20 protein-coding genes and 1 pseudogene are annotated in these 21,467 nt (G+C 70.1%); 16 read left to right on the top strand and 5 right to left on the bottom strand.

The window, feature by feature from the left end; genetic code table 11:
* Window positions 1-51 precede the first annotated feature (51 nt).
* The 4 genes and pseudogenes from VKN16_04530 (at window position 52) to VKN16_04515 (ending at window position 4,310) form a co-directional block, all read left to right on the top strand.
* Window positions 52-153: pseudogene (locus VKN16_04530) on the top strand (DUF1232 domain-containing protein).
* 256 nt (window positions 154-409) lie between these two features.
* A complete protein-coding gene (locus VKN16_04525) occupies window positions 410-2,191 on the top strand; it encodes a CoA-transferase (protein ID HME93463.1) in 1,782 nt (593 codons plus the stop codon).
* A 65-nt stretch (window positions 2,192-2,256) separates the two neighbouring features.
* Window positions 2,257-3,663, top strand: a complete 1,407-nt coding sequence (locus VKN16_04520; GenBank protein ID HME93462.1) for an OB-fold domain-containing protein — start codon at window positions 2,257-2,259, stop codon at window positions 3,661-3,663.
* A gap of 53 nt (window positions 3,664-3,716) precedes the next feature.
* Window positions 3,717-4,310, top strand: a complete 594-nt coding sequence (locus VKN16_04515; GenBank protein HME93461.1) for a hypothetical protein — start codon at window positions 3,717-3,719, stop codon at window positions 4,308-4,310.
* A 10-nt stretch (window positions 4,311-4,320) separates the two neighbouring features.
* Here the strand turns inward: VKN16_04515 and VKN16_04510 are convergent, their stop codons facing one another.
* Complete coding sequence (locus VKN16_04510; GenBank protein HME93460.1) at window positions 4,321-6,198, bottom strand: glycosyltransferase; 1,878 nt, start codon at window positions 6,196-6,198, stop codon at window positions 4,321-4,323.
* A 226-nt stretch (window positions 6,199-6,424) separates the two neighbouring features.
* Between VKN16_04510 and VKN16_04505 the strand changes: the two genes are divergently transcribed.
* From VKN16_04505 to VKN16_04490, 4 genes are all read left to right on the top strand, one after another.
* On the top strand, window positions 6,425-7,036 hold the full coding sequence (locus VKN16_04505) for an SRPBCC family protein (protein HME93459.1): 612 nt from the start codon (window positions 6,425-6,427) through the stop codon (window positions 7,034-7,036).
* A 293-nt stretch (window positions 7,037-7,329) separates the two neighbouring features.
* Entirely contained in the window at window positions 7,330-8,928 is a 1,599-nt protein-coding gene (locus tag VKN16_04500; GenBank protein ID HME93458.1) for a PQQ-dependent dehydrogenase, methanol/ethanol family, read from the top strand.
* Between the two features lie 75 nt (window positions 8,929-9,003).
* A complete protein-coding gene (locus VKN16_04495) occupies window positions 9,004-9,396 on the top strand; it encodes a cytochrome c (GenBank protein HME93457.1) in 393 nt (130 codons plus the stop codon).
* A 2-nt stretch (window positions 9,397-9,398) separates the two neighbouring features.
* On the top strand, window positions 9,399-10,196 hold the full coding sequence (locus tag VKN16_04490; protein ID HME93456.1) for a transporter substrate-binding domain-containing protein: 798 nt from the start codon (window positions 9,399-9,401) through the stop codon (window positions 10,194-10,196).
* Between the two features lie 9 nt (window positions 10,197-10,205).
* On the opposite strand, the gene VKN16_04485 is transcribed toward VKN16_04490, so the two are convergent.
* Both VKN16_04485 and VKN16_04480 read right to left on the bottom strand, forming a co-directional pair.
* On the bottom strand, window positions 10,206-10,760 hold the full coding sequence (locus VKN16_04485) for a hypothetical protein (protein HME93455.1): 555 nt from the start codon (window positions 10,758-10,760) through the stop codon (window positions 10,206-10,208).
* Window positions 10,732-11,589 carry a sugar phosphate isomerase/epimerase gene (locus VKN16_04480; GenBank protein HME93454.1) on the bottom strand — a complete coding sequence of 286 codons (858 nt, stop codon included), beginning with the start codon at window positions 11,587-11,589 and terminating at the stop codon, window positions 10,732-10,734. The genes VKN16_04485 and VKN16_04480 overlap by 29 nt, the downstream gene beginning before the upstream one ends.
* A gap of 172 nt (window positions 11,590-11,761) precedes the next feature.
* On the opposite strand from VKN16_04480, the gene pqqA reads away from it, so the two are divergent.
* The 6 genes from pqqA (at window position 11,762) to VKN16_04450 (ending at window position 17,544) form a co-directional block, all read left to right on the top strand.
* Window positions 11,762-11,860: a pyrroloquinoline quinone precursor peptide PqqA gene (gene pqqA / locus VKN16_04475; protein HME93453.1), complete on the top strand. Its 99-nt coding sequence runs from the start codon at window positions 11,762-11,764 to the stop codon at window positions 11,858-11,860.
* A gap of 158 nt (window positions 11,861-12,018) precedes the next feature.
* On the top strand, window positions 12,019-12,534 hold the full coding sequence (locus VKN16_04470; GenBank protein ID HME93452.1) for a TQO small subunit DoxD: 516 nt from the start codon (window positions 12,019-12,021) through the stop codon (window positions 12,532-12,534).
* Window positions 12,531-13,673 (top strand): ABC transporter substrate-binding protein, encoded by a 1,143-nt coding sequence (locus VKN16_04465; GenBank protein ID HME93451.1) that lies wholly within the window; start codon window positions 12,531-12,533, stop codon window positions 13,671-13,673. Before VKN16_04470 ends, VKN16_04465 begins: the two co-directional genes overlap by 4 nt.
* Before the next feature lie 13 nt (window positions 13,674-13,686).
* The gene (locus VKN16_04460) at window positions 13,687-14,652 is read left to right on the top strand and encodes a PQQ-dependent catabolism-associated beta-propeller protein (protein ID HME93450.1); all 966 of its coding nucleotides are present in this window, start codon (window positions 13,687-13,689) and stop codon (window positions 14,650-14,652) included.
* Window positions 14,649-15,086 carry a pyridoxamine 5'-phosphate oxidase family protein gene (locus tag VKN16_04455; GenBank protein HME93449.1) on the top strand — a complete coding sequence of 146 codons (438 nt, stop codon included), beginning with the start codon at window positions 14,649-14,651 and terminating at the stop codon, window positions 15,084-15,086. The genes VKN16_04460 and VKN16_04455 overlap by 4 nt, the downstream gene beginning before the upstream one ends.
* A 115-nt stretch (window positions 15,087-15,201) precedes the next feature.
* Window positions 15,202-17,544, top strand: a complete 2,343-nt coding sequence (locus VKN16_04450; GenBank protein HME93448.1) for a TonB-dependent receptor — start codon at window positions 15,202-15,204, stop codon at window positions 17,542-17,544.
* An 84-nt stretch (window positions 17,545-17,628) separates the two neighbouring features.
* Here the strand turns inward: VKN16_04450 and VKN16_04445 are convergent, their stop codons facing one another.
* Window positions 17,629-18,873, bottom strand: a complete 1,245-nt coding sequence (locus VKN16_04445; protein HME93447.1) for an MFS transporter — start codon at window positions 18,871-18,873, stop codon at window positions 17,629-17,631.
* Window positions 18,870-19,523: an MBL fold metallo-hydrolase gene (locus VKN16_04440; protein HME93446.1), complete on the bottom strand. Its 654-nt coding sequence runs from the start codon at window positions 19,521-19,523 to the stop codon at window positions 18,870-18,872. The genes VKN16_04445 and VKN16_04440 overlap by 4 nt, the downstream gene beginning before the upstream one ends.
* A 201-nt stretch (window positions 19,524-19,724) precedes the next feature.
* On the opposite strand from VKN16_04440, the gene VKN16_04435 reads away from it, so the two are divergent.
* Together VKN16_04435 and VKN16_04430 are read left to right on the top strand one after the other, a co-directional pair.
* Window positions 19,725-20,618, top strand: coding sequence for a LysR family transcriptional regulator (locus VKN16_04435; protein HME93445.1), 894 nt, complete (start codon window positions 19,725-19,727; stop codon window positions 20,616-20,618).
* Between the two features lie 189 nt (window positions 20,619-20,807).
* Window positions 20,808-21,467, top strand: a 660-nt coding sequence (locus tag VKN16_04430; GenBank protein ID HME93444.1) for an FAD-dependent oxidoreductase, incomplete at its 3' end; no start/stop codon positions are given.

Raw genomic sequence — 21,467 nt, 5'->3', positions numbered from 1 at the left:
CTGGCGCGGATGCTGGTGGCGCTGGCCGCCGATCGCGATGTGCCCAGCGCGGCCAAGGTGGTGATGGCCGCGCTGGCGGTGTACCTGGCCAGCCCGATCGATCTGGTCCCCGACTTCATTCCGCTGCTCGGGTATCTGGACGACCTGCTGCTCGCCGCGGTGGTGGTCGACGGGGTGCTGACCTTCATCGACCGGCCGCTCGTGCTGCGGTACTGGCCGGGCTCGCCCGCCTCGCTCGAGCGCACCGCCGCGGTGGCGCGGCGGCTCGCCCGCTGGGTGCCCCGGCGGATCAAGGCGCGAATCTTCGGCGGTGCCGACCGCGCCGCCTGACCACTTCGATGTCTGCTCTCGGAGCATGCGCGCGCGGTTCCCTCTCCCCCCTGGGGAGAGGGCCGGGTGAGGGGGATCGATGCTGAGCCAGTCGTACCAGGACGTCATCCGCCAGCGTCTCGCGGTGCCGCTGCACGAGGGCCCCGACAAGACCACCACCCTCGACGACGCGCTCCGGCGACACGTCCACGCGGGCCACACGATCTACCTCGGCGCCGCCCATGGCCGCTCCAACCCGCTGGTGCGCGAGCTGGTCCGCCAGTGGTGGGGCAAGACCCCCGGCTTCACGCTCGCGGCGGTCGGCGTCGGCTCGCCGTGGACCGCCCTGGTCTACGGTGGTCTCGTGCGCCGGGTGATCACCACGTTCATGGGCGAGGGCTATCCGTTCCCGACGCCGCAGCTGCTCATCTCGAAGGCGGTGCTGGACGGACGCCTCGAAGTCTCGAACTGGTCCATGCTCACGTTCCCGCTGCGCCTGCTCGCCGGGGCCATGGGCGTGCCGTTCCTGCCCACTCGCTCGCTGCTCGGCTCGAGCATGGAGGACGACAACGGGCGCAACGGCGATTTCATCGTCGCCGACGATCCGTTCGGCCTCGAAGGCCGCGTGGGCTACGTGCGCGCCCTGGTGCCCGACGTGGCTCTGATGCACGGCTGGGCCGGGGACCGGGCCGGCAACGTCATCGTGGCCGCGCCGGCCAACGAGGGCATGTACGGCGCGATGGCGGCCCGGAACGGGGCGGTGGTGACCGTCGAGAAGATCGTCTCCACCGATTTCATCCGCCGCCACGCCGATCTGGTACGCCTGCCCGCGCAGTACGTGCGCGCGGTGGTCGAGACGCCGCACGGCAATCATCCCGGCGGCATGTACGGGATGAACGTGCCGGAGCTGGAAGGCTACGCGGAGGACCTCGAGTGGATCCTCGAGTGCCGGCGGGCCTTCCGGCGGCCCGACACCGCGGACGCCTGGATCAAGGAGTGGATGCTCGACGTGCCGGACCACGCGGCCTACCTGTCCAAGATCGGCTACGGCGGCATCATGGAGATCAAGGGGCGGGCGCACACCGATGCGTGGGTCTCCGAGCTCGACACGCTCTCGCCGGATCTGCCCACGACCCCGGCCGCCTCCGCGTCGGAGTGGATGGTGGTGTCGGCGTCGCGCATGCTGGCCGAGAAGGTTCGGGCCCACGGCTACAAGACGTTTCTGGCCGGGGTCGGCAATTCCAACCTGGCCGCGTGGCTGGCCGCCTATCAGCTGAAGCAGGGCGGCGCGGACGTGGAGCTCATGGCCGAGACCGGGATGGTGGGCTATCTGCCGCGCCCGGCCGAGCCGTTCGTGTTCTCGTTCCGCAATTTCCCGTCGAGCAAGATGCTCACCGACATCCTGCACGTCATGGGCATCTTCATGGGCGGCCGCCACAACCAGTGCCTGGGCGCGCTGGCCGCCGGCCAGGTCGACAAGCACGGCAACATCAACTCGACGATCATGCCGGGCATGACGTACATCACCGGCTCGGGCGGGGCCAACGACATCGCCTCGTCCGCGCGCGAGGTGGTGGTGTGCCTGCAGCAGTCGCCGCGCCGCTTCGTGGACAAGGTGCCGTACATCACCGCGCCGGGCCGGACGGTGCGCACCGTGGTGTCGGACCTGGGCGTGTACGAGAAGGTGGGCGAGCGGGACGTGCTCATCCTGACCGGCCTGTTCGGCGACGTGCGCGAGGCCGACGCGGTGCAGGCGGCCCGCGAGGCGTGCGGCTGGGAGCTGGAGGTGGCCCCCACGCTGCGGCGCTTCGATTCGCCGACCGCCGAGGAGCTGGCCATCGTTCGCCTCTTCGACCCGCGCCGCTACTTCCTCGGCCAGTAGGATCCGCGCATCGCCCTCTCCCCTCGGGGGAGAGGGCGGGGTGAGGGGTGAATGAGAGGTTCGCGATGATCGGCATCGTCTCCGTCGGCGCCCACGTGCCCCGCTACCGTCTCTCCGCGAGAACGCTCGCCGCGGTCTGGGGTGGCGGCGGGGGCAGCGGCGAGCGCGCGGTGGCCGGCTATGACGAGGACAGCCTCACCATGGCGTGCGATGCGGCGCTCGACGCCGTGCACGGCTGCGACGTGAGCCGCATCGGCGCGTGCTTCTTCGCCTCCACCACGGCGCCGTACCTCGAGAAGTCGAGCGCCACGCTGCTCGCCGCGGTCGCCGACCTCGGCCCGGAGACGCTGACCGCCGACTTCGGCGGCTCGCTCCGGTGCGGCACCACCGCGCTGCGGCTGGCCCTCGACGCGGTGAAGGCGGGTACGGCCGTCGAGGCGCTGGTGGCCGCGGCGGACCTGCGGCCGGTAGCTCCCGGCTCCGCGGAGGAGATCCAGCTGGGCGACGGGGCCGGCGCGGTGCTGGTCGGCGGCGATGGCGTGATCGCCACCTACGAAGGTGGCCACAGCGTCAGCCGCGAGTTCACCGACGTCTGGCGCGGCCCGGCCGATCGCTATCTCAGCGTGCTACCCGACATGACCTTCGTGAAGGCCCACGGCCTCGACCGGCACATCGCCGAGGCCGTCGAGGGCGCGCTGCGCGCGACCGGCCGCAAGCGCGAGGACATCGCCAAGATCGTGCTGTACGGGCCTGACGCGCGCACCCACGCGGCGCTGGTCCGGCAGCTGCGCCTGCCCGAGCGCGCGATGCCGAAGGAGCCGGTGATCGGCCGCGCCGGCAACACCGGCTCTGCGTCGTGCCTGCTCGGCCTGGCCGCCGCGCTGGAGGAGTGTCGTCCCGGCGACCAGGTGCTGGTCGTCTCCTACGGCAGCGGAGCCGAGGCGTTGCTCTTCCAGTGCACCGACGCGCTCGCGCGCGCCCGCTTCCATCGCCCGGTCTCCGCGCAGCTGGCGGCGGGCGCGCCACTCACCCACTACGGCAAGCTGCTGTCGTTCCGCCGTCACGTCGAGACCGAGGTGGTGCGCGCGTTCACCAGCGTGCCCACCATGGTGCGCGAGGAGCGGCAGGATCTGCGTCTCTACGGCCAGCGGTGCGCCGACTGCGGCGCGGTCTCGTACCCGCGGCGGCATCTCTGCTGGCAGTGCTCGTCTCCGGACCTGCGCGAGTACCGCCTCTCCCGCCGCGGCACGATCTTCACCTTCGCGAAGGATCACCTCGTGCCGAACCCGGATCCGCCCACCGTGATGGTGTCGGCGGACCTGGAAGGCGGCGGCCGCTTCTACACCCAGCTCACCGACTGCGACCCGGCCACCGTGGCCTTCGAGCAGCCGGTGGAGCTGTGCTTCCGCCGGATCCACGAGGGCGAGGGGATCATCAACTACTTCTGGAAGTTCCGACCTTTGATCGCGTAGCTCCGCCACATGACATACTCCTGGGGCGGACCTTGGACCATGGGGACGGTCTCGTGACCCTGCTGCTGGGGGCCTACTTCTTTCTCATCGCGTTCATCCTCGCGCACCTCGAGATCCAGATCGAGGGGCCGCACGGCTGGGCCGAGAAGCTGCCCACCTGGCGCTGGGACGGTCCGCGAGTTCGCCGCTGGTTCGGGAAGCCGATCACCGGATACCACGTGTGCCTCGCGACGTGCATCCTGCTCTTCGTGCACGTCCCCCAGTTCTACGGGGGCTCCTGGGAGCGGGAGGCGGATCTGCTCGCGATGTTCTTCCTGCTCACCGTGACCTGGGACTTTCTCTGGTTCGCGTGCAACCGGCATTTCGGCGTGGGCCGATTCCGCAAGGGCCAGGTCTGGTGGTTTCCCGCCTGGTCGTTCGGCGTGCCACGGCCCTACTTCATGGGAATCATTCTCTCGCTCGGCGCCGCCCTGGCCCCCGCCATCTGGACGGGCGCGTGGGCGCATCGCTTTCGGAGCTGGGGTCTCGTGTTCTGCGAGCTGCTGGCCCTGACGATGGTGGTCACGGTCTGCACGGTCCGGCCCCGGCGCCGGGAGCCGGCGGGCTCCCACGCGCCCGCATCCCGGGCGAAGCTCAAGTCGGAGTAGACGCGACCTATCATGGAAGCCGGCGGGCCGGTCCGTCGTCCTCGGCGGGCGACGGCTCCTTCCGGTCGCTCGGCCCCTCTCCGTGCGGACCGGGATTCGTCCGTCCCGGCACGAGCTCGGCCAGCCCGGCCTGCAAGGCCTGGGCGGCGTCGGCGATCAGCTCGCCGAGCTCGCCGACGAGCCCGTGCGCTCGACCCCGGCCCCAGTCGACGTAGCGGTACGGATGGACCTGGTGCTCGAAATGCGCGCGGCGGGTGTGCTCCTCGCAGAGAGCGAGGCCGCACGTGTCGCAGTAGAGCGAGGCCAGATGGTCCGGATCGTGCGAGCACGCCATCGCGGCGAGCGGGAGGTGACGCTCGATCGATTGCACGACGAGCTCCACGCCGTCGGTGGCGCGGAGCCGGGCGCCGAGCTCGCTCGCCCGCTCGCGAATCTGGGGCCGGCGGCACGCGTCGAAGGCCGCGGTGAGATTGTCGCGGTCGAGTCGCCGGATCGGAATCGGCTCGGGCCCGGCCCCCGCGTCCGCCACGATGCGCCCCCAGAAGAACTGGTCTCCGAAGAAGGGCACCACGATCGTCGGCAGCCCGGCCCGCAGGCCCGCCGACGTCGTGCCCGCGCCCCCGTGATGGCAGACGGCCCGGCAGTGCGCGAACAGCCAGTCGTGCGGCGCGTCGCCGATCACGTACACGTTCGATGGCGGCGTCTCGCCGCCGAGATGCGCCCAGCCCGCGGACACGATGCCCCGCGCGCCGGCCCGGTCGAGGGCCGTGAAGATGGTGCGGGTCAGGCCGACGGGGTCTTCGGCCACGACCGAGCCGAAGCCGACGTAGATCGGCGCCTCCCCGGCGGCCAGGAAGTCGAGCAGGGCCTGTGGCGGCCGGTAGGTGTGGGCCTGCTCGTACTCGATGAAGTTCGCCAGCTCGATGTGCGGACCCCAGTCCTCAGGCTTGGGCACCAGGCTGGCCGGCCACAAGTACGTGAACGGCACCTCGTGGTCTTCCAGCAGCGCGGCCCCGTCCGTGAGCGTGACCGGCGGCAGTCCCAGGGTCTCCGTGCGGAACGTGTCCACGAGGTCGCCGATCCCGGCCCACACCAGCAGGTCGATGACGCCGTACGAGAAGAAGTTCTCCACCGGACGATGCGTGCTGGGATCGATCCGGGCGAACGGGTGGGGGAAGGCGCAGGTGGCGCTCCAGGGCATGGTGAAGATCATGTGCAGCGGGATGTGCAGGGCTTCGGCGCAATGAATGTGCCCGTAGCTGGGCGGATTGGCCACGATCACGTCCGGCCGGAAGGGCGCCGCACCGGGACGTTCGGGATCGGCTTCCGTGCAGGCCCGCCACGTCGAGGCGAGGATCTCGGCGATCATCGCTCGCTTCTTCGGCACGTCCTCCCAGATCTGATCGAGGCGGGTCGGGAGGATGCGGCCGCCCGTCTTGACGATGTACTCCATCATCTCGTGTGGGTCGCCGCCGAGTGGAAAGAACTCCAATCCGGCTTCCTCGACCATCGGTCGGAACTCGCGGTGGGTCGCGAGGCGCACCCGGTGGCGCTGGGCGAGCCGGCGGCCGATCGGAATGAAGGGCTGGACATCGCCGCGCGAGCCGACCGCCATGACCACGATGGAGAGCGCCGGCACCCGGCGCGGCGCGGACGGGGGGACGGGCGCCTCCGCGATCCCACTCGCATGGGCCGCGAGCCAGGGCGCGGCCTGCGTGAAGCAGCTCGCGGCGTGGTCGAAATCCATCCGGAGGCCGCCGTCCACTTCGCCGGAGATCACGTTGAGGCCGCGCACGGCGGCCGCGCGCAGGCGTCGGCCGGAGAGGCGCCGGCGCAGGAACGCGGCGGCGATCGTATCCAGAAGGCCTCGCTTTGCGTTGTCACTCACCGGTCCATCCTCCGACCACTTCTACGGTTGCCCTCTGCGTTTGGATGTCCAGGCACGCCAGCCGGCTTCCTCGGTGGTGCGGGTCGCGGCGGCCGCATGGTCCCCTCGTCGCGGGGTGAAGCGGCATGCTATCCGGTGGGCCTCGCGGGGTCAACCGGCGATCGTCAGGGCCGCCGGTAGCCTGTCGCGGCCGTCACGCGGTATGGTGCGGGCGGGGCTTGCGTCCATGACGAGCCTGGATCGGACCGCTCGCCGCGCTCGGGCCGCCCTCGTGCTGGCTGCCACCGCCTTCGGACTGCTCGCCGTGGCGGGCGCGAATTCCCCTGGCGCGTGCGCCGATCAGCCGGACCGTCTGGCCGCCGGCGAGGTGGTGGTCTCCGACACGCTGCCGCCGGGCGCGAGCGAGTCGGCCCGGGGCGGGACCGCGGTCGGCCGGATGCGCGCGGCTCCGGAGCGCGTGTGGGCGGTGCTCGTCGACTATCGAGGGCATCCCCGCTACTATCCGCGGGTGATCAGCGCGGAGCCGGTCGAGGTCGACGCCCGGCATGCGCTCGTGCGGTACGAGGTCGGGATCGGGCCGTTCTCCTTCGGGTTCCACATGGTGAAGTACCCGGATCCGTCGCGACGTCGGATCGAATGGCATCTCGATCCCGCTCATCCCAACAACTTCTTCCGGGAGAACACCGGGTTCTGGCAGGTCGACGCCACCGAGGGCGGCAGCCGGGTCACCTACGCGATCGCGGTGCAGACCATCCTGCCCGGGTTCATCACGCGGGGGGCGGAGCGGCGAAGCCTCGTGGAGACGATCGAGAAGCTCCGGGCCGTGGTCGAGCGATAGGACTCCGCGCGCACGCTCGGACTTTCGCGGCGCGGCAATGTTACCGCCGCCGCCGCGCCAGGGTCAATGCCGCGCTGCGCTCGATCATTCTATTGACAGTGCTCCGATCGCTCTCGTATAAACCCGAGTTGTCTGGTCCCGGCTCGATGAAACGAGCGGGGACTCATGGCGCTGACGCCACCCTCGGAGGAAGGAGTTAGACCATGCGGACGAGGACGTTCCGATTCACCACCCTCACCGTAGCTCTCCTGCTCGCTTCCGCAGTCCTGGCATGCGTCGCTCAGGCCCAACCGATGGGGGCGTCCCGACTCACGTCGGACGACCCGAACAACTGGCCGATGTACCACCGCAGCTACGAGTCCTACCGCTACAGCCCGCTCGCCCAGATCAACAAGACGAACGTCAAGGATCTGCAAGTGGCGTGGGTGCATCAATCGGGCGTAGTCGTGCAGGGTCTCGAATCGACTCCGCTCGTGATCGACGGCGTCCTGTACTACATCGCCTCCAACAACCGCGTGTTCGCGCTGGACGGGGCCACCGGGAAGGAGATCTGGCACTACTACACGAAGCTGGATCCGGTCGTCACCACCCTGTTCTTCCAACCCTACAACCGGGGGCTCGCGGCCGGGCACGGCAACGTGTACTTCGGGACGCTGGACGGACGGGTGATCGCGCTGAACATGAAGAACGGCAAGGAGACGTGGGTGACCACGCTCCTGGACACCAAGAAGTGCAGCTGCAACTTCACCGGCGCGCCGCTGGTGGTCAAGGACAAGGTGATCCTGGGCCAGACCGCGGGCGAGCTGCCGATCCAAGGCAAGATCTTCGCGGTGAAGGCTGCCGACGGGTCGAAAGCCTGGGAGTTCAACGTCATCAAGAACGATCCGAAGAGCTGGGGCGGTGAGTCCGGCAAATTCGGCGGCGGTGGCGGATGGATGACCGGCTCCTACGATCCGGCACTCAACCTCGTGTACTGGGGGACCGGCAATCCGGCGCCCGACTACGACTGGGGCGGCGCGCGGCCGGGCGACAATCTCTATACCTCGTCGGTCATCGCGCTCGACCCCGACACCGGCCAGCTCAAGTGGCACTACCAGGAGGTTCCCCACGACGACTGGGACTACGACTCCGGCCTGGGCGAGAGCCTCATCATGGATCGGGACGGCAAGAAGCTGCTCGTGCATCAGAACAAGAGCGGCTTCGTCTTCGTGATGGACCGGACGAACGGCAAGCTGCACAACGTGTGGCCGATGACGCACACCTTCACCTTCGTGAAGAGCATAGATCCCAAGACCGGCGAGCTGGTCGGTCGGAGCTCTCCGCGCGAGGTGGGCAAGCCGCACTTCGTGTGCCCGTGGATCGCGGGCGGCCGGAGCTGGAACTCCGGCTCCTACAGCCCGAAGACCAAGCTCTGGTACAACACCGCGATGGAAGTCTGCGAGGAGGTCACCGTCGAGAAGCAGACTCCGGTCACCGAGCCGGCGGCCGGGCTGTTCTTCGGCGGCGATCAGGTGGCGAAGCATCCGCCGGGCGGTGAGGCCTACGGCCATCTGGACGCCCGCGACCCGGTGACCGGCGAGCGGAAGTGGACGGTCAACTTCAAGTACCCGCCGATCGGCAGCGTGCTGTCCACCGGCGGCGACCTCGTCTTCCACGGTGACGTCGAAGGGACGGTGCACGCCTACGACGCCGACAGCGGCGCCGAGCTGTGGAACTTCCGGACCGGCTCCGGCCATCGCGGCGGTCCGATCAGCTACTCGGTGAACGGCAAGCAGTACATCGCGGTGCCGAGCGGCCTCGGCTCGCTGGTCCTGGGTCTCTACCCGGCGCTGTGGCCCGAGGTGGAGCACTTCCCGGCCGGCAGCGCGCTCTTCGTCTTCAGCCTCAAGTAAGGGAGTGCCGCGCGCCGCGGCGGGACGGCGGGAACCGTCCCGCCGCGGTGTATCATCGACAACGGCGGCTTGCTCATGCGATCTTCCAGGCTCTTCGCCGCGGTGACCGCGGCGGCGCTCTTCGCCGCGTCTGTGACCGTCGGCGGCTGGCTCGTCGATCACTCGCCCGGCTTCGCGCAGGGTCTCCCCGGCGGCGCTCCCCCCTTCGACCTCACGGACACCAAGGTCATCGGCGAGGGGGCACAGCTCTTTCGGCAAACCTGCACCGGCTACTGCCACGGCAAGGACGGCGGCCCCTCGCGCGCGCCCAAGCTGCGGGGGGCCAAGCTCGAGCGCGCCTACGTCTACGCGCGCATCACCAAGGGCTCGCCCAACGGCATGCCCGGATTCGAGACGACCATGCCCGGAGAGAACATCTGGAAGCTCGTTGCCTACGTCCTCTCCCTGTCGAAAGTGGAGGACAAGTGACCATGCCCCGATATCGCGTCTCCGTCGCGGTGTGCGTGGCGCTGCTCGTCACCGGTCTGCTCCCTCTCGAGATCGGCGCGGCATCGCTGGCCGAGGTCAAGGAACGCGGCTGGCTCAAGGTGTGCGCGCATCCCGATGCGCTGCCCTTCTCCAGCCAGGATCCCGGCCGGCCCGGCTTCCAGCTGGAGATCGCGGGCGCGATCGCCCGGACTCTCGGGGTCAAGGTCATCCCCGAGTGGATCATCTTCACTCGCCACGCGCGTCGCGCAGAATGCGATGCCCTCATCGGCGCGGTGGTGCCGCTGAAGACCGACAAGGCTCCTCCGGCCCGCGGAGCCCTCCTGACCCGCGCGTATGCGGGGAGCGGCTACGTGCTGTTGGTGCCGCGGGCCGATACGGTCGTCCACCGGCCGGAGGACGTGAAGGCGGGCAAGATCGGCGTGGAGTACACGTCCTGGCCGCATTACATGCTCGAGACTCACGGCATCGGAATCACCGCCTACCGGGACCAGACCGAGATCATCGAGGCGGTGGCGAAGGGCGAGGTCGCCGCGGGCATGGTCACCGATCCGTACCTGGGCTGGTTCCTCAAGGAGCACCCGGAGGTGGCGGTGAAGGTGGCCGACGGCTACGTCCGCGATCCCGAGCTGCAGTGGAACGTCGCGGTGCGCCTGATCGGCGCCGACCCGTCGCTTCGCGACGCGGTCAATCAAGTGCTCGAAGGGCTGCTCGCCGACCAGACCATCCAGAACATCTTGGCCAAGTACGGCCTGACCTATGTGCCGCCGTTCCCGGGCTGAGGCCGGCGCTCAGCGCAGGAACAGGCCGAACCGCCCGAGGCTCACCCGCGGCGCACTCGACGCTTGCGCGGCGGTGATGAGGAGGCGCACGAACCGGCCGTCCGTCGATGTGACCGCGAACGTCTGGTCTCCGGCCTGACGGGCCAGGCTCACCGCGGCCACCAACTTCCATCCGCCCATGGTGGGGAAGGGATCGGCGGTATAGATCGAGACGTCCCGCGCCCACTCGCCTTCGGGCGCGCCGCTGTTCAGGTCGAAGACGAGCGTGTTGAAGCGCGCCGACGCGGGAAGCCGCACGATGATCTCCTGCGGCAGCGAGCTGTCCGCCGAGATCCAGCCGCCCGGCGGCTCGTGCTCGTCGATGAGTCGCTCGGCTCGCCACGGCCCGCCCTGCTCCGAGGTGTACTTGATGACCTGCGCGCCGTTGCGGGCAGCGGCCAGGTTCCGCTCCTCGGCCGGCATCGGAAGCGGGACCAGACACGCCGACAGGGTCAGCGCTCCGAGGGCGGCGGCGAGACGCGTCGACGATCGGCGATCACAGCTCGAGGCGGCGCAGATACTCATAGCTCCTCCGGACACTGGCGAGCGGGTCGGCGGGCTCGTCGTGCTCGATGAACGCGTGGCGGATGCCGGCCTGCTGCCGTCGGGCGAAGATCGCCTTCCACGGGATGCGGCCCGCGCCGACGTCGCTCATGCGGTGGTTCGGCGGCCCGCCCGAGTCCTTGACGTGCACGAGCGGGAAACGGCCGGGCCAGCGGGCGAAGTACGACAGCGGATCCTGGCCGCCCCTGCTGATCCAGTACAGATCCATCTCGAAGGCCACGGAGCGCGGGTCGCAGCGCTCCAGCAGGATGTCGTAGGGCAGGCGGCCGTCGCGAGCCGCGAACTCGAACGCGTGGTTGTGATAGGCGAGCTGCATGCCGTCGGCCTGCACCTGCTGGCCCACGCGGTTGAACAGGTCGGCCGCCGCCCGATAGCCGTCGAGGGTTCGCTGGGGCTCGGGCAGCGAGGCCACCACGAGATACCGGTGGCCCATGACGCGGGCCCCGTCCAGCACGCGCGGCAGATCGTCGCGCACGGATTCGAGCGGCACATGCGCGGACGGGGCGGTGAGGCCGGCTCGAGCCAGGGCGTCGCGGACGGCCTCCGGGGGGCGACCGTGGTAGCCCGCGAACTCGACCTCGCGGAGCCCGATGGTCGCGAGGGCGGCCAGAGTGCCCTCGAAGTCCTTCCCCAGCAGGGTGCGGACCGTGTAGAGCTGCACGCCGATGACGGGCACCGGTCCGGCGGCTGCGCGCCGGCCGCCGGCCATCCGGCCGGAGGCGACGGCGACCAGGGTGGCCAGGAACCGCCGGCGGCCCGGCCGCGCCCATGGTCCAGATGGGGGTGACATGGGCGCAGTCCGCCACAAACCGAGGGCCAGGTCAACGCGTAGCCGGCCGCCGGCGGCCGGCGGAAAGCGCTTGACCTTCGCGGTGCCGGGACCCTAGAATCGTCGCCACGTGGCTCCGTGTGGAGCCCTGTGCCGAGCCTCGAGAGTCAGTCAGTCGAGAGAGGAGAGAGCGATGGCCTGGGAAACCCCGGAATTCGTGGAAGTGAAGATGGACGCCGAGATCAATTCCTATCAGGACGACTTCGAGCGGGAGCCGGACGACCGCTTCTAGCGCAGGCGTCGCTCAGTCATTCTCGGGCCCTTTCGCCGGCCACGTGGCCGACGGAAGGGCTCTGTTGTCTTGACCGCGTCGTAGCTCATCGCGTCTCGCGCCGCCGCGCCCGACTCGCTTGCCCACGTCGCGCCCCATCACGTACACTGCCCGCGCTCATGCTGGCCGCTCAAGCCTGGCTCGCATTGCTGCGCGTGGTCGTCGGTGCGTGGTTCCTCAAGGCGGTGTGGACCAAGCTCGCCATGGGACTCGCCTGGGACGTGCTGCCGTATCCGACGGTCTCGCCGCGCTTCGTCGCCTTTCATCCCAAGCGGGTCGCCGAGTTCGCGGCGGGCAATCCGATCGGCTGGTACAAGGATTTCCTGGAGCACGTCGTGCTGCCCCACGCGGCGCTCTTCGCGACGCTGCAGGTGTGGGGCGAGGTGGTGGTGGGCATCGGCCTCACCATCGGCCTCGCCACCCGGCTCACCGCACTGGTCGGCCTCTACCTGGCGGTGAACTTCGGGCTGGCCAGCCAGTGGATGAGCTTCGGTCAGCAGGGCTTTCATCTCCTGCTCGTGGTCTCGATGGTGATCTTCATCGGCGCGGGGGCGGGCCGCGCCTGGGGCGTCGACGCGGCGCTGCTGCGACGAGCGGGCCCGGGCGGGCCGCGATGGCTCCGGCTCATCGCGTGACCGGCCGGCTCGGCCGTCGTGCGTTTCTCGCCTCGCTCTCGGGCGGAGGCGCCGCGCTGCTGGCCGCCCGCGCCGCGTGCGCGGAGGACGTGGTGACGGTGGGCCTGCTGCTGCCCGCCGACGCGGAGCGAGCCACCGAATTGAGCCGCGGGGCCGCGCTCGGCCTCGACGACGCCAATGCCCTGGCCACGCTCTTCGCCAAGCGCCTGCGCCTCGAGCCGGAGACCGACCGCGCGGGCTCATCGGCCGGTCGCGTGCTGGACCGCACCGGCACGCTGGCGGTGGTCGGCGGCGCGGGTCCGGGCGGGGGCGAGGCGCTGCTCCAGGTGGCCGGCGCGGGGATCCCGGTTCTCAACGTCGGCGCGCCAGACGATCGGCTGCGCAACGACGCCTGCGACCGGCGCGCCTTCCACGTGACGCCCAGCGTGTCCATGTACGTCGACGCCCTCACCCAGATCCTGATCGAGCAGCGCAAGCTGCCGCGGTGGAGCGTGGTGAGCGACGGGTCGCCGCGCGGGGCCGAGGTCGAGGCGGCGGCGCGGCGCAGCGTGGCCCGCCGCGGCGGCAGCATCGGCCCGGACGCGGCCGCCACCGACGTCCTGTTGCTGGCCGTCGACGACCGCGGCCTGGACGCGGCGATGGCCCGGGCCATCGCGGAAGGCCGGCGGCCGGACCGCATCGCGGCCATCGGCGAGAGCGGGATGCGCGTGCCCGCCGAGCGCGCGGCGGGGATCTGGGCGCTCGGCTGGCATCAGGAGCTGGAGCGGTTCAGCGCCCGCGAGCTGAACCGGCGCTTCCGCCGCCGGTGGAATGCGCCGATGACCGAGACCGCGTGGGCCGGATGGGCCGCGGTCAAGCTGGTCGGCGAGGCGGTGGTGCGGGCCGGCGCCACGGACGGCGCGGCCCTCGTCGCGTTCCTGGAGTCGGCGCCGCCCTTCGACGGGCACAAGGGCGAGGCGCTGACGTTTCGAAAATGGGATCATCAATTGCGGCAGCCGCTCTACGTGGCGGGCGCGCGCAAGGGGGAGGAGATCGGCGGACCGCTCGCGCCGCTCGCGGTGCTGGCGGACGTCGGCGGCAAGAACCTCGACGCGCTCGGCACCGCGATGACGGAGAGCCGGTGCCGCTTCGCGTCCTGACGGAGGCGATGCGATGATGCCACGCCGGGCCGGGCTGGCGCTGCTGTCGCTGACGATGCTCGGAGCGGGCGCCGCGCCCGCGGCGGCCGAGCCGCTGGTGTACGTGTCCAACGAGCGCTCGAACACCGTCACGGTGATCGACGCCGCCTCCGACAAGGTGGTGGCCACCATCGCGGTGGGCAATCGGCCGCGGGGCATCGGGGTGAGCCCGGACGGCAAGACGGTCTACGTGGCGCTCGGACACGACAACGCGATCGCGGTGGTGGATGCGGCCTCGCGCACGGTGAAGGGGCGGTTCTCGGCGGGCTCGGATCCGGAGGCGTTCGCGGTCAGCCCGGACGGCGCCCGGCTCTACGTCTCCAACGAGGACGCCAACACCGCGTCCGTCATCGACACCAGGACCGGGAAGGTGCTCGCGGTGATACCCGTCGGCACCGAGCCGGAGGGCGTGTCGGTGAGCCCCGACGGGCGGCTCGTCTACGTCACCGCCGAGACCACGCACACGATCTCGGTGATCGATACCTCCGCCCTGAAGACGGTCGGCACGATCCTCGTCGGGAGCCGCCCGCGCGAGTCCGCCTTCACCCCCGACGGCCAGCGGGCCTTCGTCACCGCGGAGATCGGGGGGCAGGTGTCGGTGATCGACGTGGCGAAGAAGGTGGTCGTCTCGACGCTCAAGCTGGACCGCCCGGGCCCGAAGCCCAAGGGCGTCGTCGTCCACCCGGTCGGCAAGTGGGCCTACGTCGCCAACGGCGGGTCGAACGACGTGGCCGTCATCGACGTGGAGGCGCTGAAGGTCGCGGCGTTCATCCCGGTGGGTGTGCGCCCGTGGGGGATCGGCATCACCCGCGACGGCAAGAAGCTCTACGTGGCCAACGGCGTGTCCGAGACGGTCTCGGTGATCGACACCGAGAGCCAGAAGGTGGTGGCCACGGTGACGGCGGGGAAGGGGCCGTGGGGCATCGCGGTCGGACGATGAGCCGGATCCCGCGCGCGCTGCACGAGCACATCGACACCGCCTTCCCCGCCAACGTCTGTCTGGTCGCGACCGTGCTGCCCGACGGGTTCGCCCAGGTCACCCCGCGCGGCAGCACCATGGTCTACGACGACGAGCACCTCGCCCTCTGGGAGCGCGGCCAGGGCTCGACGAGCGCTTCGCTCGCCGACGGCGCGCGGGTGACCGTGTTCTTCCGCAAGCCTCAGCTCCGCGAGTCCGGGCTGCTGCCGCGCGGCGGGATCGCGCGCTTCTACGGGACCGCGGAGATCCACCGCACCGGCCCGGTATACGAGGAGGTCTGGCGGCGCCTCGTGCAGGCGGAGAAGGACCGCGATCCGGACCGGAAGGGATTCGCGGTGCTGATCTTCGTGCAGCGGGCCGAGGATCTGGGGGGCAGCCCGCTGCCCCTCGACTGACTACCGAGCTCCCGACCACCCCGTAGCCACCGGGCCACGGGTTCGTAGCCAGGTGGCCCTTGCTCTTTCCGCCCCGCGCGTTGGTACTCGGCGGCGAGTCAGCCAGGAGGAGGCGATGATCGTGGCTCGGTGGCGCCTGGTCGGGCTGACCACGATGGTGGCCGTGCTGGCGGGGGCCAGTCCGGGCCTTGGCCAGGACGCTCAGCCCACGCCGCCCCCGGCGGTGACGCTGCCCCCCGTGGTGGTCATCGGCACCACGCCCCTGCCGGCGCTCGGGGTGCCCATCGAGAAGTACGCGGGCAACGTGCAGTCCCTCGGGGGCGACGACCTCAATGGCCGGAACACGGTCGATCTGCCCGACACGCTCTTCCGCCGCCTCGGCTCCGTCAACGTCAGTGGCAACCAGGGCAATTCCTGGCAGAGCGACGTCACGTATCGCGGATTCCTCGCCTCGCCGCTGACCGGCAGTGCCATCGGGCTGTCGGTCTACCTCGATGGCATGCGCTTCAACGACGGATTCGGCGACACGGTGAGCTGGGATCTGATCCCCAAGCTGTCTCTGGCCGGGATCGACGTCATCCCGGGCTCCAATCCGATCTTCGGGCTCAACACGCTGGGCGGCGCCCTCGCCCTGCGCACCAAGAACGGCCGCGACGACCCCGGCACGTCCATCGGGGCCTCCGGCGGATCGTTCGGCCGCTGGAACGTCGAGGCGGAACACGGCGGCTCGTGGGGCCCGCTCGACTGGTATCTGGCCTTCAACGCACTGGACGAGGACGGCTGGCGCGCGGATTCACCCAGCCAGCTGCGTCAGCTCTTCACGAAGGTGGGCTGGGAGCGGGCCGGGACCGCCATCGGCCTGACCTACTCGTACGTCGACAACGATCTGACCGGCAACGGGCTGGTGCCGCAGAGCATCCTGGACCAGCACCGCAATGCGGTCTACACGTTCCCGGACCAGACGCGCAACCGGATGAACCTCGGCATCCTGCAGGGGCGTCACCAGCTGACCGACGATCTGCTGCTCACCGGCAACGCGTTCTATCGCGACTACCAGCGCCGTACCTTCAACGGTGACGTCGAGGTCGACTGCATCGACGACGCCACCGGCGAGCCGGTGTTCGACGCCGGCGGCCGGCTCGTGCACCTGGGCAACTGTCAGGGCCCGTCGGCCGGCCTCGTCGACGGCGCCGGCAATCCGGTCGCCGGCACGCTCGCGCGCGCCGCCGAGGGCGAGAACCGGACGACGAAGACCGACTCGCAGGACTGGGGCGGTACCGTGCAGCTGTCGTACAAGGGGAAGATCCTCGGCCACGGCAATCGGGTGACCTCCGGGGTCGCCTACGACGGTCATCAATCGCGCTTCGACCAGCGCGAGGCCCCTGCCGACCTCGTGCCGAAGCGGCTGGGGGTGGGCACCGTGCAGACCGGCGATTTCGAGACGGCGGTGGACGTGCGCACGCGGCAGCAGAACGTCGGCGTCTACCTCACCGACACCTTCGACATCACCGAGCAGCTGGCCATCACGGTGGCCGGCCGCTACCAGCACGTCGGCATCGCGATCCGCGACCGGAGCGGCCAGAATCCGGCGCTCGACGGCGACCACGACTTCAGCCGTTTCAGCCCGGCCGCGGGATTGACCTTCCAGGCCCTCGAGAGCCTCGCCCTGTTCTTCTCCTACAGCGAGGGGTTCCGCGCGCCCACTCCCGCCGAGCTCACGTGCGCCGATCCCGACGCCCCCTGCAACCTGCCCAACGCCTTCGTGGCCGACCCGCCGCTCCGCCCGGTCGTGGCCCGGACCTACGAGCTGGGGGCGCGGGGCAAGCTGCCCCTGTTCGGCAATCCATCCGCGCTGCAGTGGAGCGCCAGTCTCTTTCGCACGGACGTCCAGGACGACATTCTCTTCACGACCACCGAGACCGGCGGAGGCGGGTTCTTCCGCAACGTGGGCGGCACGCGCCGCCAGGGCGCGGAGCTCGGCGTGTCGGGGGCGTGGAAGCGGCTGCGCTACTTCCTGAGCTACGCGTTCGTCGATGCCACCTACCAGAGCGACGAGACCCTGGCGAGCGTGACCGATCCCAGCGGGGTGGCCGTTCGCTCCGGCGATCGGATTCCCGGCATTCCCCTGCACAACCTGAAGCTCGGCGCGGAGGTCGAGGCCCTGAAGAACTTCTGGATCGGCGCCGACGTGGCCGCGGTGTCCGGCGTCTTCCTGCGAGGCGACGACGCCAACCAGCGCGCCAAGCTCGACGGCTACGGCATCCTGAACCTCCAGGTCCGCTACCGGCCGATTCCGCAGGTGGAGCTCTGGGCGCGCGGCGACAACGTCACCAATACTCACTACGCCACCGGGGGCGCGCTCAACTTCAACGCCTTCGCCAACCCCATCGCGGTGCAGCGGTTCGTGGCCCCGGGCGCGCCCATCGCGGGCTGGGGCGGCGTGCGGGTGAGCTTCTGACGAGACTCAGCGGCGGGCCGCCTGGTCCGCGGCGATCGCACCTCCGTGTCTTTCGGCTCGTCGAACCGGTGGCCGCTCGCGCCGTCAACGGGCGACCACGGTCACGGGCGCGGGCCGGTGCATGGCGACTGAAACCACGCCTCCCGAGAGCAGGGTAAGCGCGGCCACGACGTGGATCGCCGCCTCGATGCCGACCGAATCTGCGATCAATCCCGACAATAGTGCCCCAACTGCGTAGCCAAGATCACGCCAGAAGCGATAGACCCCGAGGCTCGAGGCCCGCCAGGTTGGGTGCGCGTGATCCGTGATCGCCGCGAGAAGCGTGGGATACACCATCGCGGTCCCGACTCCTTGCAGGATCGCCCCGGCCAGCCACGCTTCGTAGTCGGGCACGAGCACCGTCAGCCAGATTCCACCGGCCTGGACCACCATCCCCCACGCGATCAGCCCCTTGCGGCCCAGGCGGTCCGATAGCATTCCCGTCGCGATCTGGAGCGCGCCCCAGACCGCCGGGTAGACCGCCTTCACCACGCCGATCCGCTCGACATCGAGCCCGTGAGCCGCGAAGAACAGGGGATAGAGTCCCCACGACATGCCGTCGTTGAGGTTGTTGACGAGGCCGGCCTGGCAAGCCGCGAAGAGGCTCACGTTGCCCGCGCTCGTCGTGAAGAAGATCTGGCGGAAGGACGGCTGGCCGCTGGGGGTGGGAGCGCCTCGCGAGGCCGCTTCGAGCGCGACGTGCCCTCGCGTCTCCCGGATGGTCGCCACCGAAAGCACGAGCCCGACGATCGAGATCCCGATCCCCAGGTAAAAGGGCTGAGGCCGGAGCGCGTAGTGAGCGGCCACGTATCCGGTGATCCACGACATGAGGCCGACCGCGAAGTAGCCGGCGAACTCGTTGAGCCCGAGGGCGAGTCCTCGGCGCCGCGGCCCGACCAGGTCGATCTTCATGATCACCGTCATCGACCACGCCAGGGCCTGGTTGGCGCCCAGCAGCACATTGGCCAGGTCGATCCAGCCCCAGGTTGGCGCGTGGATGATCAGGAAGGGCACCGGCAGGGCGAGAAGCCAGCCGGTGACGAGGAGCGGCTTGCGCCCCAGGCGGTCCGACAGGCGGGCGGCCACGAGGTTGAGGATCGCCTTGGTCACGCCGAAGCTGACGATGAACGATGTGATGGCGGTCTTCGAGCTCAGGCCGAACTCCTGCTCGCCGAGGAGGGGCAGGATGGTGCGCTCCAGACCCACCATGGCGCCGACGAATCCATTCAGCAGCACCAGCAGCGAGAACTGAGGCAGGTTCGCCCGGAGCCCGAGCCGGGTATCGGTCACACGCGTCCCAGATTGCGACGGCGGTTCTCCGCGAACGTCTCGGGCTGCGGCGGCAGATCGGCCAGGACGTACCGGACGAACTCGGCCCGGGACGGGATCTGAAGCGCGGGATTGAATCGGCGCTCGAACCCGATCGTCGAGCCCGGCTTGCCGCTCAGTCCCTTGCCGCAGGCCGAGCCGCTGAAGTGGGCGGGGAAGACCTCGATGTGGTCGGGGAGACAGAGCAGTTTCTTGGTGAGGCTCTCGTAGAGCTGCTCGGCCAGCGCGGTCTCCGCTCCCTGCCCGAGGAGATCCGGCCGCCCGACGCCACCCGCGAACAGGGTGTCTCCGGTCAGCACGAACCAGGGCTCCGGACCTCGGGTCTGGTCGGTCACCAGGAGCGAGATGCCGTCCGGCGTATGTCCCGGCGTGTGCAGGACCGTGATCCGGACATTGCCGAGATCGTGCTGCTCGCCATCCCGGACATCGACATGGAGGAACTCGACCGGGGCCGACTCGTGAACCAGCACTGGCGCTCCGGTCGCCCGGGCCAGTGATTGCGCTCCCGAGGCATGGTCGGCCTGGACGTGGGTCTCGAAGATGTGGGTGATGCGCATGTTCTTCTGCGCGGCAGCCTCGACGTAGGGGCCGATGTCCTGCTGTGGATCCACCACAGCGCAGCTGGCTGCGCCTCCTCAGCCGAAGAGGTAGCTGGCGCAGCCGGTCTGGGGGGCCAGGAATTGACGGAAGATCATGGTCGCCTCCTTCTGCCCGGAGCGCCGGGCTCGCGTTGGTAGCTCATGGCTACGCCGCAGTTCGGGATAAGCTCCAATACAGTTTTCTTACCAGTCCGATAGGTCTAGGCTTATGGCATGACTCTTCGACAGCTCGAGGTGTTCCTCGCCATCGTCCGCGCCCGAAGCTACCGTCAGGCCGCGGAAGCGCTTCACGCAAGCCAGCCGGCGCTCTCGCAGCACATCCGAGAGCTGGAGGGAGAGCTCGGCGTCCGCCTCTTCGATCGACTCACCCGAGGCGTGATACTGACCGAGGCCGGCCGGCTATTGGAGGAGCGGGCGAAGCGCGTGTTCGCGACGCTGACCGACGTTCGGGACGTCCTCGGCGAGCTGCAGGGTCTCAAGCGCGGCTCCCTGCTGGTGGGTGCGAGCACGACACCGGGAATCTACGTCCTGCCGGCGATCATCGGGGCGTTTCGACGGCGGCATCCCGGCATCGACTTGCAGCTTCGGATCGCCAACTCCCGGGCCATCGAGGACGCCATCCGCGCCCACGACGTGGATCTGGGAGTGGTTGGCGGGCACGGTCTGGCCCCCGGAGAGGAATGTCTGGCGGCCGGGCTCGCCGACGAGCTCGTCCTGATCGTATCGCCCCGGCACCGCTGGGCCGGACGACGTGAAGTCGTCCCGGCTGAGCTCACCGACGAGCCGCTGCTGGTCCGCGAGGAAGGCTCGGCGACGCGTCGGGTGACCGAGCGAGCCCTGGACCAGGCCGGCATCCGCCGGCGCGTCTCGATGGAACTGGGCCACACCGAGGCCATCAAGCAGGCGGTCATGGCCGGACTGGGTGTGGCCTTCGTCTCGGTGCATGCCGTGCGAGGCGAGGTGGCCGATCGCCGCCTCGCCGCCGTCCGCCTGCGTCGCCTGCGGATCCGACGGCACTTCCACGTCATCCACAGTGAGGCGCGCACGATGTCCGCCGGAGCCCGCGCCCTGGTGACCCTGCTGTCCACGCCGCGGCTGTCTCGCTGATGTGCCGGCGGGGCCGCGAGTGACCTCGAGCGAATCGGGCATTGTGCCACTGGCCCGGACACGATACCCGGGCGCGGCGTGCCGTCGGCGATCCGCTATGTCAATATTGCCTGAAGTTTGCCGGGTGGCACTTCCGGTGCTTGCCAGCCCGCTCGTGTTCACATCTCACCTGTCAGGAGGAGCCTTTCGATGACCACCGATCCCCATCCCAGCGATACCCTTCGTGCGCAGCTCATCGGCTCCGTCCTCGCGCCGTCGGACGCGGGCTACGACGACGCCCGTCGCGTGCACAACGGCATGATCGACCGCCGGCCGGCGCTGGTGGCCCGCGGCTACGGCACCGCCGACGTGCAAGCCGCGGTGCGCTTCGCGCGCGAGCGCGGGCTCGAGATCGCGGTGCGGGGTGGTGGCCACAACGTCGCCGGCAACGCGGTCACGGACGGCGGGATCATGATCGATCTGTCCGCCATGCGCGCCGTCCACGTCGACTCCCGCGCGCGCCGCGCGCGGGCGCAGGGCGGCGCGACCTGGGGCGACTACAACCGCGAGACCCAGCTCTACGCGCTCGCCAGCACCGGCGGCGTGGTCTCGACCACCGGCGTCGGCGGTTTGACCCTCGGGGGCGGGCTCGGCTGGCTCATGGGCAAGTACGGCATGGCGGTGGACAGCCTCCGGGCCGTCGAGCTGGTGACCGCCACCGGTGAGGTGGTGCGGGCCAGCGCCGAGGAGCATCCCGACCTCTTCTGGGCGGTGCGCGGCGGCGGCGGCAACTTCGGCGTCGCGACGTGGCTCGAGTACGAGCTGTACCCGGTGGGCCCGATGGTGACCGGTGGCCTCGTGGCGCATCCG

It is taken from the genome of Candidatus Methylomirabilota bacterium (assembly GCA_035315345.1).
Taxonomy (GTDB): domain Bacteria; phylum Methylomirabilota; class Methylomirabilia; order Rokubacteriales; family CSP1-6; genus CAMLFJ01.
Note: the sequence above shows the minus strand (reverse complement) of the source record. Positions and strands in the feature narration are given on the sequence as shown.

Bases quoted from the DNA above. Each gene is read 5' to 3' on its own strand.
- VKN16_04525 (HME93463.1), top strand. From the start codon at position 410: ATGCTGAGCCAGTCGTACCAGGACGTCATCCGCCAGCGTCTCGCGGTG.
- VKN16_04520 (HME93462.1), top strand. From the start codon at position 2,257: ATGATCGGCATCGTCTCCGTCGGCGCCCACGTGCCCCGCTACCGTCTC.
- VKN16_04505 (HME93459.1), top strand. From the start codon at position 6,425: ATGACGAGCCTGGATCGGACCGCTCGCCGCGCTCGGGCCGCCCTCGTG.
- VKN16_04500 (HME93458.1), top strand. From the start codon at position 7,330: ATGGGGGCGTCCCGACTCACGTCGGACGACCCGAACAACTGGCCGATG.
- VKN16_04495 (HME93457.1), top strand. From the start codon at position 9,004: ATGCGATCTTCCAGGCTCTTCGCCGCGGTGACCGCGGCGGCGCTCTTC.
- VKN16_04490 (HME93456.1), top strand. From the start codon at position 9,399: ATGCCCCGATATCGCGTCTCCGTCGCGGTGTGCGTGGCGCTGCTCGTC.
- VKN16_04485 (HME93455.1), bottom strand. From the start codon at position 10,760: ATGAGTATCTGCGCCGCCTCGAGCTGTGATCGCCGATCGTCGACGCGT.
- VKN16_04480 (HME93454.1), bottom strand. From the start codon at position 11,589: ATGTCACCCCCATCTGGACCATGGGCGCGGCCGGGCCGCCGGCGGTTC.
- pqqA (HME93453.1), top strand. From the start codon at position 11,762: ATGGCCTGGGAAACCCCGGAATTCGTGGAAGTGAAGATGGACGCCGAG.
- VKN16_04470 (HME93452.1), top strand. From the start codon at position 12,019: ATGCTGGCCGCTCAAGCCTGGCTCGCATTGCTGCGCGTGGTCGTCGGT.
- VKN16_04460 (HME93450.1), top strand. From the start codon at position 13,687: ATGATGCCACGCCGGGCCGGGCTGGCGCTGCTGTCGCTGACGATGCTC.
- VKN16_04455 (HME93449.1), top strand. From the start codon at position 14,649: ATGAGCCGGATCCCGCGCGCGCTGCACGAGCACATCGACACCGCCTTC.
- VKN16_04450 (HME93448.1), top strand. From the start codon at position 15,202: ATGATCGTGGCTCGGTGGCGCCTGGTCGGGCTGACCACGATGGTGGCC.
- VKN16_04435 (HME93445.1), top strand. From the start codon at position 19,725: ATGACTCTTCGACAGCTCGAGGTGTTCCTCGCCATCGTCCGCGCCCGA.